Genomic DNA, 15,872 nt, shown 5'->3' with positions numbered 1-15,872 from the left:
TCGTTCCGATCTATCTTGGTACCATGGAAATTCCGTCCAGGGAACTGATTATCCCTACATCGGCTCGCTGCCTCAGAAATTTTTACCCTGAGATCAGCCGCGGAAATAGTGTATCCAGACGGTGTCTACGAGGGTGTGGACCAGAGCTGCGGCTACTAGGGATCGACTTTTGTTGAATGTTAATCCGTAAAAGATTCCAGCGATAGTTGATAGGACAAAGTAACGCCAGTCTGGTTCTGGTCCATTATTCAGGTGAGATAGGCCAAAAATTACAGAAGCGACGATCAGGCCGAGAGTCTTCGACTGCCAATGTTTTTGCAGAAGGTTCTGAATCACCCCTCGGAACAATAGCTCTTCAGGCACAGCGATCCAAAGAAATGTGATCAAAAATGTGAAAAGCATTTCGGGGCTGAGGCTCCACCCTGCCCAGGAGATGAACTGGGTTTGCAGGCCGAAAGGAATGGCTACGATGATAAATAGCACAAAGTTTTTAAGGCCTTCGATTAGCTCGCTGCGACTCACAGTCCAGTAGTACCCAACTCCTGAGAGCTGACGTTGGCACGACATTAAAAACGCTAACAAAGGTACTGCGAGGGTGATTGTGAAGGCGTTGCCACCAACACCTTTCGGCCAGGGCCACAGGGGCTGCACCAAGCGGGCATCTACAGGAATCCAGAATAGAAGGATAAGGACAATATCTTGCCATATGATTTTCTGAGGTCGTGCTTTACAAGTGCTCATGACTGCGCTGGGAAGTAGACCATAGAGGAGAATGATCCACCAGTCACCTATTCCGGAGTCAGTTCCAAGCCCATAGATGATATAACCCACTGTGTAGAGTAAGGACGGAAGGAAGAGGTGCCGAGGCTGCTTCTTGAGCCAAGAACTGATCGCATCTTGAATTGGTTTTAAGCCCAAAAGCAAGTACCACAGCAAGAGACAGAAGAACACTCCCATGCCTGCTGGTACGGTAGAAACAGGGATATCTTCTTGAAGCACTCGATGGGTTAGCAAGCCGGCTAAGGCTGTGGCAGTAGCTAAGGTCGCAAGGGCTGGACGGCTTTTAAGAAGCGAAAGCATGGGGAAACTCCAAACGACAAAAAGGGATATCGTATGATGATATCCCTTCTCGTGATGCTTGGAAAGCGATGAGCTTAGCTTTGCAGAAATTCAAATTGGGGTATTCACTTATAAGTTTTGGTCCCAAAGAGATACTGCTGCTTCCTCTATGTCTTGGCCATTTTCTCTAAGAAAGGCCTTGCCAGTTAAAATTTCCAGATAGCCGTAGACTAGGTTCGGATAGAGCTCGAAGAAAAGACTGCGATCTTGATAGTCATTGGCAGTGAGGTCGCTGAATGAATCAAGAATAGCACCCTCTTCAGTCACCCGCTCTTTAAGCTCAAACCCAATGATAGCCGGGTCATTAAAAAGAACTTCGAACTCGACTTTGCCAGTTTCTTGATCCACATGGAAATGTTTGGCAGCAAGGTACTGGCTTGCATCAACCTTGTCTAAAGGGTCGGCGGTACAGCCTTCAGTGATTCGCTTGCGGGTGCTAAGATCAAGGCACGCGATGATCGCTACATCTTCAAAGTCTTTGATCCAATGGTAGGCTCTTAGGACTCCGTTGCGGTTTGATACCTTTAATCGAATCTCCATGAAAGCATGGGCAACGTTGGGTCTGTAACCAACTTCAAAAGCCTTGGCACTGGTATCAGTAATCTGCTGACGATAGTCTTCGTACTGTTGGTTTTTTGCCTTGTAGTCTTTCTCTAGATCACTGATTTGCTGAGACTTTCGATTGAAGACAGCCAAGTCTTGGGGATTTAATTTGGGATACAGTTGGCTATCAAAAATGGACTCGATTTCTGAGCCTTTTTCCGCAAAGGTGGGATCTTCAAAGACTGGCTTCTTGGTCGGTTCACCATCCACAAGTTTATGGAAGAGTCGATCACTTTCATTGTTGTTGTGACCCTGGCGGAAGCCAAAATAATGAAAGATGTCCTTCGTACTGATCACGGAGTCAGGGCGGTTTGGCAAGGGAAATAATGTAGAGAGATCAATATTTCGCCCCTCAACCATCGCCATAAAGTCAAAGGGAGTCATTTCCAGAGCATCTAGGCTTGCAGCATTGTAAGAGTAAGAAAAGACCGAGCATAGCTCACTAATCCCACTAATACTAGCGGTACAAAGTCTGCCAACACTGTCTTGCTTCAGTATGATATTTGAAAAATAGTCTCGATTTTCCTTGTTTTCTCCAATGGTTCTTCTCTTATAAAGAGGGCTGGGAAAGGTGAAAGCCGAGTCTTCAAGCCCGAGAACATCGCGCATCAACCCGAGACTTGTTGGATCATTTACCATAGCTGTGATCTTAGTCTGGGTTCCTTGATCATAGGCCTTGAAGAAAGAGGTATTAAGAACTCCTTGACTCCACATACAGCCAAAGTAGTTTCTTCCAGCAGGGTTATCTGCACAGGTAGCTCCTTGGAAGTAGCCTTGACTTTCGAAGAAGGGCTCACAAAATGCCATGGGAGTGGGGCGTTCGCTGTAGCGGTTCATCGCGAAATAGGAGTTGGTAGCTAATTCCCAAATTTTGGCATCGCAATACCGCCCAATAACGGCCATGGCATCGCTCTGCTGTTTAGTATCCCCTGGATAGAGCCTCTCTAGCTCTTCGTTGAGCCAGGTGTCGGCTGTTATTTCTAGAGTCTCGTCTGGAACCTCTTCCTCGGTTCGATCTCTCGCTTCGGCCTCGAATTTTTTGAGTTCTAGTTTCATATCTTCAATGGCGACTTCATAGATTCCACCCTCTGCATATTTCAGTGCGAAGTCGTTTTCCTCAGTAAAGAGCCGGGTTTCTGCCCAAGCCTTGCGAGAGTCTATAGATGCTTGCAAAAGATCGGCAAGGTCCCCTGGGTCCACAGCCTGGTTAAGAATAACCATGGTTCCGCCATAGCCAACAGCCTCTTGGCTCGGCGTCAGAGAATAGACATTGTCCCTAAAACTAGGATATTCAGGTACCGCTATAGTATCTACGGATTGATTCTTAGCCTTTGCCCATTTTCCGCAGGAGCTAAGACCTAGGCCTAAGACGATAGCTCCACCGAGCATTAGATAGGATTTCATAGGAGCCTCCTTTAAAAAAATAGTCGGATATCGACTTGGGTGAAATCAGTACGAGGTACATTACGACTGGTGGTTTGCTTTCGATACTCTATGCTAGCCATCAACGGCACAGCAATCTCTCCTCTTCGAAAGGCTTCCAATGAAGAGTAGCCAAGCTTTGCCTGCCAGTAGTTGGCTTCATGAGCTGTGGCGCGCTGTAGCTCATCCTTTGCTGGTAGGTCGTCAGTCTCATACCGATCGCCAAACTTTCGATAGGCAAGTAAGCCAAGCCCAGCTTGGATCCCTGTTCCAGGTTGCTCATACTGCAAGGAAACCCCAGCATCGACTTTGTCACCAAGCTTATAGTCAAGGTCGACTAGTTCAACTTCGATAGTTTCATCGCCAGTTTTAAGCCGCGTGGGCTTGTTACCAGGTGCTTGGTAGGTGTACTTATAAAATTGATTAAGCATTAGATTTGACGTAATGAACTGGTCAAATGTCAGCTGCGAAATAATATCCCACTGGCCATCTCCAAAGGGAAGGTCGGTAAGAATATCAGGGTTTTCTGTATCTCCGGTAGGGATTGTGACACCACCACTGAGAGCAGCCTTAAAAATTTCACCATCTACGGCTAAGTATTTTGCTAGCAGGGTGAGATCACCGATGCCGGTGCCGTTCCATTTTTCTAATGGATCGTAAGAGTTGTCTAGTAGCTTCTCATTGAGTCTCGGAATCGCGTTCTGAAGCTTTTCAGCAGCTTCAATTGCAGACTTGTTGTTTGACATGGCTGGATCTGTTAGGGCGCCAATAAAATTATCGGCACCCTCGTTGGTGCGAAATCCCACCTGGATATCGGTGCTTGCTGAGTAGACAGGAAGCGCGGCGGCAAGTGTTACGCGCTCACTGACCCCAAACGCAAATATGGGTGCCCAGACATTGATCTGAGCTTCTAGCTCGGCGTAGAAATCGCCCACTGTATCCTCTTCAGACCAGCCTTGTTGGAGCATCAGAGCCTGGAGCTGTTTCTTTTTTAAACCAGTTTCACTAGACAGAATATTCCGAAAGCGAAGTGGCTTCCATAATGGCTCCGCAAGCGGCTCAATGTTGCCATCTTTATTGGTCTTCGTGCTTGTTTGGGTATAGATGGTTCGTAAGTTAAGGTTTCGAATCCCCTTAGGCAGAACCTTCGTGCTTTCAAAGGCTTGGACAATAGGGCTTGTAACCCACATAGCCAGACACATGACTGTGATTCGTTTCATTGCGATCCCCCTTGACAAAAAAAGGGGGATTGCTCCCCCTCTTTTCTACTTAAATCTTGAAATTATAGCGTGGCAGCTTTTTCCTGAATTTTCGCTACACAATGCTTTGTTTCAGCTACAAGCACAGCAGGCACTTCCTCAAGCTCCAGAAGGAACTCAAATTCTTCAACAGCTTGGTCTGCAGTTGCTTTAGCGTCAGCAGGTCTCTCAAGCTCGACAAGAACATCTACTTTACGGCGATAGTTTTCGCAGAATAGAGTTCCTTCGTAGTTGCCAGGATAAGCTTCGCTGGCGATAGCATCGTTAATCAAAACAAGCGCTGCTTCTGGATTGTATAGTCCACCAGGAATAGGCTTCGCTTTGGGGTTGCTGGTTACAGCAGCTTTTACGCGATTAAGGCCACCGCCCTCGTAGCTGTTACCGCCTTGGGTTTCATAGCCAGCATTGAGCGTGTCATTAAGTCTTTTAACGTTTGCTAGGTTCTCCAGGGTGCCTGATACCTGGGCGTAGTAACCCATGCAGGACGCAGTGAAGTAGTAGTAGGCTGGTGATGCATAGCCTAGATTTGCTGGGTTGATTTTTTGAGTTACGTTGTCGAAGCAATCCTTGAACAATGCTCGGCGAGTCTGAACATCGTCATCGGAAGTCATGCCGGTAAGAGCTTCGCCTTCGTAGATAAGGGTTCGTGCTGCACCAACAATAGCGCGTACAAGATCTGCGCCTTTTACACCGCTATCAGCGATCTCAAGGTATTTTTGTCTTGCAGCCTGTGTATTTTCTACACTTCCTTCTCTAAGAGCAAATAGGTCATCAGCAGTTTTGAACTGGGCCTCATCAGCTACAGCTCCAAGACTAACAGTCGTTGCCAATACACCAAGTGCGTATCGAATCATGATAGATCCCCTCTAAAAATATTTCTTCGATTGTCCTTTAAAACTTTTGCCAAACTACAGTTTGAAGAAAGACTTTGTCAACTGGAGAGCTTTGAACAAATGACCAAAAACACTCGTAAAAATCGTTATGTCGAAGATGATGTGAAAAAGATTTGAGCAGGCTGAATTGATAAAAAACGCTCTAGAACTACAAACTTGAAACTTAAGTAGGTCGGGTCGTTATAAAAACGACCCTCTTGCGGTTTATTATTTTTTAATCGGATGGAAGATTTCTTTGATTCGCATTTTCACAAACAGTCCCTATGTAAGTTTTTCTAATAACCGAGGGACTTTGATAAGGAACTAAATTGATCCATTTTATTACTGACAATATCAATGCTTTGATCCCAGAACTGTTTGTCTTCTAGGTCTACACTCAAATGCTTGCGGGCCAATTGCTCAGCAGTCATCTCGCCTGTTTCTCTGAGTAATTTTACATAGGATTCAAAAAAGTCCTGACCCATTGCAGCCCGCCGTGCATAAACTCCTAGGCTAAAAAGGTAGCCGAAAGAGTATGGAAAGTTATAGAAGCTAAGGCTTGAAATGTGAAAGTGCAGCTTCGAAGCCCAAAACATCTTATTGCCTTCACTCAGAGTATCACCATACCAGTCATTCCAAGACTGATTCATAAGTTCTTCAAAGTCGAAGGCCGTAAGTGACCCTTCGGGGCGACGCTCGTAAAATTTGTATTCAAATTGATAGCGGCAAGGAATATTCAGTAAAAATGCTTCGGCATCACGACTATCCGTCCAAAGACCAGAAAGTTTGTCTTGGTCAGACTTGGCTCGCTCCATGAGGAATTCGTTGACCACTGTTTGGGCAAGTATGCTTGCTGTTTCAGCTAGGGTCATGGGATAGCGCGTTTTAGCCATCGGAATATCGCGCATAACCCAATTGTGAAAAGCATGGCCAAGCTCATGAGCCAATGTGATGACGTCTTTCATTCCTCCTGTGTAGGTCATATATACTCGGGGAGTGCGAGATTTAGGAAATTTTGTGCAGTATGCTCCCGGACGCTTCTTGCTTCCTGTAGTGCCCTCAATCCAGTGTTCGTTTATCATCTGCTGAACAAAATCGGCCATACTTGGGTGTACGGTGCGAAAGGCATCTTTGATTAACTCGATGGCCTCATCAAACGTAAGTCGAGAGTCCTGACTGCTGTCACTTGGGAACGGTGCAAAGAGATCCCAGGGACTGTAGTCCTTGATTTTCAAGATGCGAGCTTGGGTGGCAACAGCGTTCTGGCCAGTAGATTTTCGGTCCTGAATGGTTTGCATCATGGTATCGAGCGTCGCTGGCGTGATACAGTTGTCAAAAAGTGGCTCATCAAGAAAGTGTTTTCTACGTTTTTCAGATAGGGTCAAACGCCAGCCTGCTAGAGCGTTGAGGCTTGCGGCACATGGCACAGCTACCGAACGCCAGGCATCTTCAATAGCTCGATAGGCTTTATGACGAAGTTCACGATTCGAGTCTTCAAGAAGGGCAGAAGCTTGGGCGAGTCCGAGGGTCTTCGTAGTGCCATCTATTTCCAACTTACAGCCGATTGTTGATGATAGATCATCGTAGAGATTCCCAAAGGCAGTGGGACCGTTCACTTCTAAAGTCTTGATGAGGGCCTCTTGGTCGAGGCTAAGAAGTGCTTCTCGCTTCAGGCGCGCTCGCTTTATTGTAAATTCATCGTCCTTGACGATGGGGTGCTTGAGGTATTCTTCAAGTTGATCCTTGCCCAGAAATATTTGCCATATTTGAAGTGGCTTGAGGCTTGCCTCCAATCTTGCTCTAAGACTTTGGACTTGTCCTAGCAACGCCTTAGCGTCCCCATCGTCACCGTTAACGGACAAGGAGCAGGAGGCATACGTGCCCAGGTTGCCTAAGAACAGCACCACGCTCTGCCTCTTCTCAGCAACCCTCTGCGCTGTTCGAATTTGCTCGGAACTGGCGACGATATGATTGCCTTTCATGTTTGAAACAGCTTCTTGGAGGCTTGGTGACGAGCGTTCGATCTCTTCGATCAGCTCGATGCTTTTATCGCTGTCGAACTTGATCTGAGGGTCATTAAAATCATGATATTCTTGTGAGTTATCCCAGCTCGGGCCTGAATATGACCGTGAATCCATAGGCGTCTCTCCTGTTTTTTTAGTCCCCGTACTTGGGCTAGCTCTAGCATTACCAGGGTAATATTCCAATTTTAATGGCCAAATTAAAATAATTTTTGGGTCTTAAAATTATCTAATCTATGCTATATTAGCTTGGTTTTTGTCGAATCAGGCAAAGGAGATAAAATCGTGAGATTATTAGTAGTAGAAGACGATCCGGCACTTTCGAGCCTTTTGGTTAGGGCGTTAAGAGAAGAATCCTATGCCGTAGATCTTGCACAAGATGGCCAAGAGGCTGAGTGGCTAGCGTTTGAGAATCCCTATGATGTTATTGTCTTAGATGTGATGCTACCGATAAAAGATGGTGTTACCGTTCTTAAAAACTTGCGGGATGGTGGTATTCAAACCCCTGTTTTATTCCTGACAGCCAAAGACTCGAAAGACGATGTGGTCAAAGGCTTGGATATTGGTGGTGATGACTACATTACCAAACCTTTCTCTCTGGATGAATTACTAGCTCGGATTAGGGCGTTGCTTCGTCGCAACAGCGGTGTGACATCTTCAATTCTTGAGATCGGGCCCATTCGCATCGATCCGGCGAAGAAGCAGGTAACTCGTGATGGAAAGGCCATTGAGCTAACTGCCAAAGAGTACGCTCTGATGGAATATTTTGGTCGTAATGCAGGGGTTGTACTGAGCCGAACCCAGCTATCGGAGCATGTTTGGGATATGAACTTTGAGCCGACCTCTAACGTCGTTGATGTTTACGTTGGGTACCTGCGTAACAAGGTTGACAAGGCTTGGGGGTCAAACTTTATCAAGACCATGCGCGGCCATGGCTATATGTTTGATGTCGACGCCGATCAAGGTATTGAGGTCAGCAAAAGTTGATGCTATTGGACCACATCCCAATTCGAGCTAGGCTATCCTTCGGACACGCAATTTGGATGGCCCTGATTTTTATTGGGATTGGTATCGGTGTGTATCGGGTGGTTGAAGATAACATCATGCAATCTCTCGATGCCACGTTGATGACTTCGGCAAAGAATATCCGGGATGAGAATATAACTGCAAAGCGATCACCCTTCAAAGGCTCGCGCTACTGGGAGAGTCTATTCGATGACTTTTTTGGGAATCAGAAGGGGCAGATCAAAGCCTACGCTCAGCTCATAGACACCTCTGGAGCCGTTCATGCTAAGACTAGGAACATTAGGGTCCGTTTGCCGGTTTCTCGTCATGCACTTTCACGAGCAGACCAAGGTCAGGAGTCCTACGAAACCTTTATATTACCTTCCGGCTTGGTGTTGAGGCAGCTTTCTCTTCCAGTTATGAAGCGTGATCGATTTACTGGCCACCTGATCCAGGTGGCTTCGTCCATGACTGAAACCAACCAAACTCTTAAAAGTGTCAAACGAATGCTGTGGATTACTCTCAGCATTGGTCTGATTATTTCCGTGATGTTTGGCTATCAATTGACTCGTTGGTCTCTTCGTCCAGTCACTCAGGTAACGACTGCTGTAGCAAGCCTTGGAATCAATAACGATTTTGATAAGCGTCTGAAGTTACCTCCAGCCCAAGATGAGATGCGTGAGCTTATGAAAACATTTAACGAGATGATCGATCGTCTTGAGGATGCTTTCATGAGGCTAAGACGGTTTTCTGGGGATGTGTCCCACGAGCTTCGTACTCCTATAGCGGTGATGAGAGGTGAAGCCGAGTTAGCCTTACGTCGCGAGAGAAGTCCTGGGGAGTACCAGGAGTCGCTGCGGACAGTGGTGAAAGAAGCCGAGAATATGTCGGCCATCGTAGAAGATCTTTTGCTCTTGGCTAGAGCCCAGGGCAAATCAATAACCTTGCAATCGGAAACGGTTCATGTGGAAGGCTTCTTGACGAGCCTGGTTGAGTCGATCAAGCCTGAGCTTGATCGGAAAGAAATCGACCTGAAGATCGTTAATGAGGGCAAAGAGACACTGGAAATGTCGCCCGGTTACTTTTCTCTCGCATTGAAGAACTTGCTATTGAACGCTTGTAAGCATTCTCCACAAGGAGGCGTGGTGGAAATTAAAGTAAGTTCCACCTATGGGGACACTCGGTTCGATGTCATCGATCATGGCGAGGGAATACCGCCTGAGTCTCTACCGTATATTTTCGATACGTTTTTTAGAGCGGATACAGCCAGAAATCGCGGTTCTGGAGGCGTGGGTATCGGTCTAAGCCTCGCAAAAGCGCTTGTGTCACTTCATGGCGGGAATCTTACTGTGGAATCTACCTTAGGCGAGGGAGCACGCTTTCGAGCAACGATTCCCCATGGTGATAAGTTCGATGGCTTTGCGGTATCAAAAAAGAAGAAAGCCATCGAGATGGTGCCTTCAGCACGGCCTACAATGTCGACTTGAAACTTACTGAGGTCTATCACTGAGGAGTTCATCCAGAGCGACTTCGTCCAAGCTGTCTTTTGGGCGCTTGGGGTGAATACTCGGTTCTTGTCCGGTGGATCGGTCGACAATAATGAGGCTGCGGTCTGCTAGAAGATCGACAAACTCTTCAATCCAATACAAAGGCACACAAAGTTCAGAGGCAAGTTCGCTCTTTGTGAGTCCTTCTCCTTTTCCTTCGTCAAACTTTTTGTAGCAAGAATCCAAGATTTGCTCGGGAAGTTTGGTTTTCGCTTTTGCTTCGGAATATGGTGATTCTGGTACCATTGTCGATTGGTCTTGCTCCTGCGCCAATTGTCGGCGATTCTGCATGCGCCAGGTGAATAATGCTCCGAGCAATATAATGATCCATATGATGTAGAGCCAAAGTAGAAAGATAGGCAATGCTGCTAGTGCCGCCCCGTAAATGGCTTCGTAGTTGGTGAATAGCACAATGTAGCTTTGGATAATAGAACTTGCCAAATTTAGGGCTGCAGTTGCGAGGAGACCTCCTAAGAAGGCCCACAACGTGCTTACATAGCAATTGGGGACCAGCTTGTAGATGAGGCTAAATAAGATCACCATTATGAACTTGTTGGCAAAAATACTAAAGTAAGAACGAGCCTCGCTTAAGGCTCCATCGCTGGCATAGCTAGAGAGAGTGCCAACAAATATTGCTAGGCTGAATGAACCTAGGGTCAGGAAAGTCCAAAAGTTTACGAAACGGGTGATCAGGTTCCGTGGCTTATGCACTTGAAAAATAGTATTGAGTGCGACTTCGATATGTTTGAGTAACAGGATCAAGGTGACCATCGTTCCAGCTAGACCAGATATGCCAATTTTTTTGAGATCCAGGTTGGCAATAAAGCCCTCTATGTGATCGATAGCTTGCTGGCCACTCGCCGTAGCTAAATGCTCCAAGACAAAATCTTTAAGATAGTGAATGAAATTAGAATCTTGGCTTAGCAGAGGATTGAATAAGCTCAATACAGCAAATATAGCGGCAAGAGATGGAATCAACGATAGCAGGCTGACATAAGACATTGCGTAGGCGTGTCTGAGAATATCATGCCGAATCATATCTTTGTAGAAGGAGTGGCCGACTGCCATCGCTCGATGAGAGAAGTCATTGAATTGCTCTCTCATGAGTCCCTCCTTAGGTCAGTTTAGTGAAGTGAGCTACTGCTCAAATCTGGCGTCCTCTGTTTCATCCAGGCCTTGATTTCACCAAGCCCCTTGTCGTTCCAAGTCTCGTCTGTTCTTTCGTCTAAGAAAAGCGCAAATAGCCCATCGATCACATCGACTAAAACTTGGCTAGCCTTAAGTCGGAAGCTCAGTTGCGAAAAGCCCTCCTCTTGGCTCAGTTCTGCTGGAGGCTCAGGAAGTGCGATAGTTCGAGGGGCTAAATCGCTGCCGTTTAGATTGAAAGTGAAATCACCCATGGAGTCAAGGTTGAAGCCAACGCGCATCTCCTTGACTGATTTCCCCGTTAAAAGTGCAGTAGCAGCTTCAACGCTACGACTCGGGTCGCCGCCTTTTAAGGTTTGCACATGGGCTTTTGCTGCTTGGGACTCCAGGACCAAGCGATCGTCGATCCATATGTCAACTAGGTAATTGTGGCCTGTGCGTGGGCTTTGAACATGCATCGGGGAGTCGTTTTTTTCCACCAGATACCAGAGCCAAGTGAGGAACTCTCGACCCAGAAATGATTTGGATTTGCTCGCTGTTAATAGTTTTTCAACATGGGCCAGCAAATTCTCGTCAGATACTGTCATTATCGATTAATCTCCATAACTTAGGGTAAAGAGGCACTTGTGGATAAACTGTGGAAATCTTGTCTGTATTAAGATACTACTGCATGAAGGTTTGGCATTGTGCCAGCAGGAGTGTTTACAACAATTTGTTCGAGATACCTAGTTTTTATTACAGGCCTTGGAAAGTCAATACGGTTTTGGGTAAACAGCGAAAAACAAATCGGAAGCCAATTAAACATAGCGGCCTTTTCGATATTGAAGAGGATGCCGCCGAGATATTCTTGTCGTATTTAGAAAATGATCCGATGCCTATCAAAGATAACGAGCTTGAAAAGCCAAAAAAGCAAAATCGCAGCAAACGCAAGGCGGAAGTCAGTCTTGACCTTCACGGTATGACTGTTTTTGAGGCTCAGGCATATATAGACGAAAAGCTGAGTCAAATTAGGGCCAAGCATGTGAAGTACCGAGTGCGATTGATCACGGGGAAGGGTTTGAATAGTGGTCTTAGCGGCCCTGTTTTGGCGTCTGAAATCTATCAATATGTTCGCGATCGCTACGGACACCAAATTGAAACCATTGACGATCCTCCTGCCGCCGCTCGGATCAACAACATACCCATCCGCGGCTACTTTGATTTTGTCATAAAGTTCTAATTCAGCTACAGAATCCGCCCTCGTCTGCCGATAATGACTCATAGTGAAAATTCCTGAGGGCTCTATGTCGGATTCTCGAAAACCCGGCCAAATAGTCAATCCGCAAACTGGACAGTCGGTATCGGAGTCTCTCACGACACCACCGAAGAAGCCTCTCGATCTTTCTGGCGCCCCAAGTAGTTCTGAGCCAATGCAAATGGGGAAAAAAAAGCATTCTCTGGCGGCCGAAGTTTCTTTCCATTCTGATCAGGTCAAGTATCGCGATCCGACCAAAAGTCGGGCCTCAGGTAAATCCATCTCCCTCTGGCTTGTCTTGGCTTTCATTAGCTCGGGGCTTATATGGTATTTTGCCGATCCTCATGGGGTCCGAACCCTGGCGGCCCGCTCGATGGCCTTGATTGCAGAACAGGTGCCTGCTGTGAAGCCTTACCTGCCGGTGAAAGGAGTCGAAACTCCCAAGAATCCAGTGATTGCGCCACAAGATTTATCCCTTGATGGTCTCAATTGTGAAGCTCTGATCGAAAAAGCTCTTAGTATGAAGGTTCGCGGCTGGCTCTCGGCCGAAGGGGCTCAGCGGCTAGCCACCTGCTATCTATTTCAAAATGTGACTGCTTCGTCTCAAGAGCTTTTGCAAGAGTATGAAGCACCTGTGCTGCGAGAAAAGAGCAAGTGGTCAGCCGAGGATATTGAAGGTTATCACCTCTACTTAGAAACCCTGCTTGCTCGTTGGAAGCTAGGGCAAGCAACTGATCAAGCATTCCTTAATTGTCGCGGGTGGAAATGGACGCCTGCGTGTATTGGTAAGTTGCTGGTGTATGCTCGAACCGTGCGGTATCGGGATGCTGAAAAAGGTTACCTGAAGCTCCAGGCGATGGGGCAACGATTTGGCAAGAAAGCGCATATCAGAACACTTATTGCTGGCGCAATCAGCGCTCGTAAGATGGAACGGTTTGACCTTGCTAAATTGAGGATCAAGCAAGTGTTTTCTGCCTTGCTCACCGATAGTTTCTATCTTCGACGAATGGCACTTCTAGAGGGAGTAAAAATCGCATATTTCAGCAAAGATCAGGCTTTCGCGAAAGAGGTCTTTCAAAACTACCGTCGCTGGGTACCAAAGGAAGATCGCAAGGATTACGCAAATATCGATGTGCTTTATGCGGTGCAGAGGCCTAAGTTGAGCAAGCGGGCTTTGGCACTATTTTTTGGCCGAAGGGGGATGTACCAACGGTATACGGGGGACCCCGAGCTGGTTGCTATTCTCGCTTATGAAGGAATTCGGGTTGGGCTCGCTCCTGCTGTGGACAGCTATTTTAGCTTTCTGATTGTTCACATGGTTCAACAGCATCAGCTGGATACAATGGGGAGGAACTGGCTACATACTTGGCGTGCGCGGGCATACCTGGCTCTTGATCGATACGGCCAAGCCTTGTCAGAACTTAATGTGGTTCGTTATAAGTCACTAAAGAACCCCGAATACTATTACCTTAAAGGCTTGGCGTATTTGAATTATACGGAACAGGAAAATCACAAGATTTTCGCCGTGAATGAGTTTCAGAAGATGATCAACTTAAGCAACGACTGGCAAGGCTACTACGGAGCGGTCATGGGGCTAGTGCCCAGCAAAGATGCTCAGCGAATCAACCTTCTGTTTAAGAGTTGGCCTGGTGTAGGTCCCCAAAAGGAAGGTCGCCGTTGGTATATGTTCTCGCGCCTAAAGGCGGCTATCATTCTCAACGACCAAAAAGCCGCTAAAGAGCTAGCTCAACGATTGATGCGGGAATATCCAGACTTTCGGTATGGGCTTGAGTTCCTGCAAGTCTACTTTGAGTCACATAACGACTTCAAAAGTCTGGAAGTGGTGAATCGGAGCCTACTAGCCCTCGGGTCGGGCGAAAAATATGAAGTAAGTACTGAAAATCCTTTAAGTCCTTTAGCTCTCCCTGTTTTTTACATACATCAATGACATATCCCATTGTCCTTCAGGAGTCACCGCGCTATAAGCAGCCCTTAAAAAGGAGGTAAATAGTGCACCCTAATTCAACCTACGAACTTAGAATATCCTTCCAAGATCAGGGAGACAAGAAAGCGCTTCACGTCAAAGAAGATGTTAAACAGTTTTTGATAAGCATCGGAGAGGCCACCTTTGTTGAGGGCGTTGTTGATGGCCTAGATCTTGACTTTGACTACGATCATGACGACCGAGACTATTACGAAGAACTGGGTGGAGCGATTGCCCCGCTTTCCATATATAAATACGATAAAAGCCACCTTCAACAAATCGAAGTACTTTTAAGCAAAAAGTTTGGTGAAGAGCTTAGCATCAACCTGGTAGAGCTGGACACCCAGGAGTGGATGGAGGGGTGGAAAGATTCCTTCAAGCCGTTCACAACGGAGCGATTTTTTGTCTACCCACCTTGGGAGTCGGTTCCGGCAAACGAAGATCGTATGCCGTTGATGATCGAGCCAGGAATGGCTTTTGGTACCGGACAACATGCAACGACCCAGCTTTGCCTACAAGAGATCGAACGTCACGGGACACAGAATCCCATGAGCCAAGCTCTTGATGTGGGGACAGGCACTGGCATTCTAGCTATCGCCCTGTTGAAATTGGGCTGCAAGCAAGTCTTGGCAACTGATATCGATCCTGATGCTGTGATTGCGACTCGTGATAATGCCCGTGAGAATGCGGTTTCGTTTGAGGTGAGACAGGAAAGTGTGCCATCAGAGGGTGCCTATGACCTTGTGATCGCCAATATATTGTTCACGGTTATTCGCAGGATTTTAGATGATCTCATTGCTCGTGTTCAGCCTGGTGGGCACCTTCTATTATCAGGCATACTCGCAGAAGAAGAGCACGAGATCGACCCTCTAGTCGGCAATCGACTGAGCGTGGTTCGTAAGCAAGAGCTAAACGGTTGGGTTTCGTTGCTTTATAGGAAAGATCATGGCGCACCTGTTTAGGTTCATTGGGAATAAAGTTGATGGTCGGTGGCACTTAGATCCAGATGAGTGTCACCACTTTCTCAAGGTTTTGCGATTGCAGGATCAGGAAACCATTGAAGTTTGTAACGGGGAAGGCCTTTGGGCTATCGGTGTCGCGACCATTGAATCAAAAACTCGGGTTGGATTCGAGCCTCGTGAAGAGTTTTACGAGGAGCGAGCCAAGAAGAAATATAGCATTGCAATGGGGGCTATTAAGCCAGGTGATTTTGATGATGTCCTGCCATCGCTCATTGAACTTGGTGTAGACGGGATTCATCTTTTTAGGCAATCCGGAGGTGACAAAGCTCGCGTGACAGAGAAGACTCTGGGGCGCTGGGAGAAAATTGCAAAAACTGCTATCAAGCAGTGCAAACGAAGTTATCTGCCTCAGGTTATCTATCACGATTCTATCGACCAACTCGTCAAGGGGTTTCCAGCATTCGACAAGTGCATGGTGCTTGAGGCCTCTGCTCCGCCTTTAGTGGAGGGATTGGATGACAATTGGAATCGCTGTCTTGCGGTGCTTGGGAGCGAGCGAGGCTTGAATCAGGCCGAGCGAGAGCTTTTGAAAAGTCATCAATGCATAGAGGTGAGTATTGCACCCTATGTACTTCGTGCCCGCACAGCAGCGATTTCATTCGCAAGCATCATAGCTCATAGCCAGCATGGAATCTAAA

At 46.8% G+C, this 15,872-nt stretch carries 13 protein-coding genes; 6 read left to right on the top strand and 7 right to left on the bottom strand.

The window, feature by feature from the left end:
• Positions 1-93: 93 nt before the first annotated feature.
• From B9N89_RS00725 to B9N89_RS00705, 5 genes are all read right to left on the bottom strand, one after another.
• Positions 94-1,080, bottom strand: a complete 987-nt coding sequence (locus tag B9N89_RS00725; RefSeq protein WP_132314721.1) for a CPBP family intramembrane glutamic endopeptidase — start codon at positions 1,078-1,080, stop codon at positions 94-96.
• Positions 1,081-1,188: 108 nt separating this feature from the next.
• Positions 1,189-3,126 (bottom strand): hypothetical protein, encoded by a 1,938-nt coding sequence (locus B9N89_RS00720; RefSeq protein ID WP_132314722.1) that lies wholly within the window; start codon positions 3,124-3,126, stop codon positions 1,189-1,191.
• 11 nt (positions 3,127-3,137) lie between these two features.
• Positions 3,138-4,364 carry a transporter gene (locus B9N89_RS00715; protein WP_132314723.1) on the bottom strand — a complete coding sequence of 409 codons (1,227 nt, stop codon included), beginning with the start codon at positions 4,362-4,364 and terminating at the stop codon, positions 3,138-3,140.
• Positions 4,365-4,426: 62 nt separating this feature from the next.
• On the bottom strand, positions 4,427-5,257 hold the full coding sequence (locus B9N89_RS00710; RefSeq protein ID WP_132314724.1) for a hypothetical protein: 831 nt from the start codon (positions 5,255-5,257) through the stop codon (positions 4,427-4,429).
• Positions 5,258-5,571: 314 nt separating this feature from the next.
• The gene (locus tag B9N89_RS00705; protein ID WP_132314725.1) at positions 5,572-7,413 is read right to left on the bottom strand and encodes a M3 family oligoendopeptidase; all 1,842 of its coding nucleotides are present in this window, start codon (positions 7,411-7,413) and stop codon (positions 5,572-5,574) included.
• A 168-nt stretch (positions 7,414-7,581) separates the two neighbouring features.
• On the opposite strand from B9N89_RS00705, the gene B9N89_RS00700 reads away from it, so the two are divergent.
• Both B9N89_RS00700 and B9N89_RS00695 read left to right on the top strand, forming a co-directional pair.
• Positions 7,582-8,283, top strand: a complete 702-nt coding sequence (locus B9N89_RS00700) for a response regulator transcription factor (protein ID WP_132314726.1) — start codon at positions 7,582-7,584, stop codon at positions 8,281-8,283.
• A 56-nt stretch (positions 8,284-8,339) separates the two neighbouring features.
• Entirely contained in the window at positions 8,340-9,788 is a 1,449-nt protein-coding gene (locus tag B9N89_RS00695; RefSeq protein WP_159455052.1) for an ATP-binding protein, read from the top strand.
• A gap of 3 nt (positions 9,789-9,791) precedes the next feature.
• Here the strand turns inward: B9N89_RS00695 and B9N89_RS00690 are convergent, their stop codons facing one another.
• Together B9N89_RS00690 and B9N89_RS00685 are read right to left on the bottom strand one after the other, a co-directional pair.
• Positions 9,792-10,952, bottom strand: a complete 1,161-nt coding sequence (locus B9N89_RS00690) for a YihY/virulence factor BrkB family protein (protein ID WP_132314728.1) — start codon at positions 10,950-10,952, stop codon at positions 9,792-9,794.
• 20 nt (positions 10,953-10,972) lie between these two features.
• Entirely contained in the window at positions 10,973-11,581 is a 609-nt protein-coding gene (locus tag B9N89_RS00685; RefSeq protein ID WP_132314729.1) for a hypothetical protein, read from the bottom strand.
• An 83-nt stretch (positions 11,582-11,664) separates the two neighbouring features.
• On the opposite strand from B9N89_RS00685, the gene B9N89_RS00680 reads away from it, so the two are divergent.
• The 4 genes from B9N89_RS00680 to B9N89_RS00665 all read left to right on the top strand — a co-directional run bounded on the left by B9N89_RS00680 (position 11,665) and on the right by B9N89_RS00665 (position 15,871).
• Positions 11,665-12,213, top strand: coding sequence for a Smr/MutS family protein (locus tag B9N89_RS00680; RefSeq protein WP_132314730.1), 549 nt, complete (start codon positions 11,665-11,667; stop codon positions 12,211-12,213).
• Positions 12,214-12,277: 64 nt separating this feature from the next.
• Positions 12,278-14,176, top strand: coding sequence for a hypothetical protein (locus tag B9N89_RS00675; protein ID WP_132314731.1), 1,899 nt, complete (start codon positions 12,278-12,280; stop codon positions 14,174-14,176).
• A 62-nt stretch (positions 14,177-14,238) separates the two neighbouring features.
• The gene (prmA, locus tag B9N89_RS00670) at positions 14,239-15,174 is read left to right on the top strand and encodes a 50S ribosomal protein L11 methyltransferase (protein ID WP_159455051.1); all 936 of its coding nucleotides are present in this window, start codon (positions 14,239-14,241) and stop codon (positions 15,172-15,174) included.
• Positions 15,158-15,871 carry an RsmE family RNA methyltransferase gene (locus B9N89_RS00665; protein WP_132314733.1) on the top strand — a complete coding sequence of 238 codons (714 nt, stop codon included), beginning with the start codon at positions 15,158-15,160 and terminating at the stop codon, positions 15,869-15,871. The genes prmA and B9N89_RS00665 overlap by 17 nt, the downstream gene beginning before the upstream one ends.
• The last annotated feature ends 1 nt before the right edge of the window (position 15,872 follow it).

Source organism: Pseudobacteriovorax antillogorgiicola, from assembly GCF_900177345.1.
In the GTDB taxonomy this organism is placed as follows: Bacteria; Bdellovibrionota_B; Oligoflexia; order Oligoflexales; family Oligoflexaceae; genus Pseudobacteriovorax; species Pseudobacteriovorax antillogorgiicola.
This window is presented reverse-complemented; position numbering and strand designations above follow the sequence as displayed.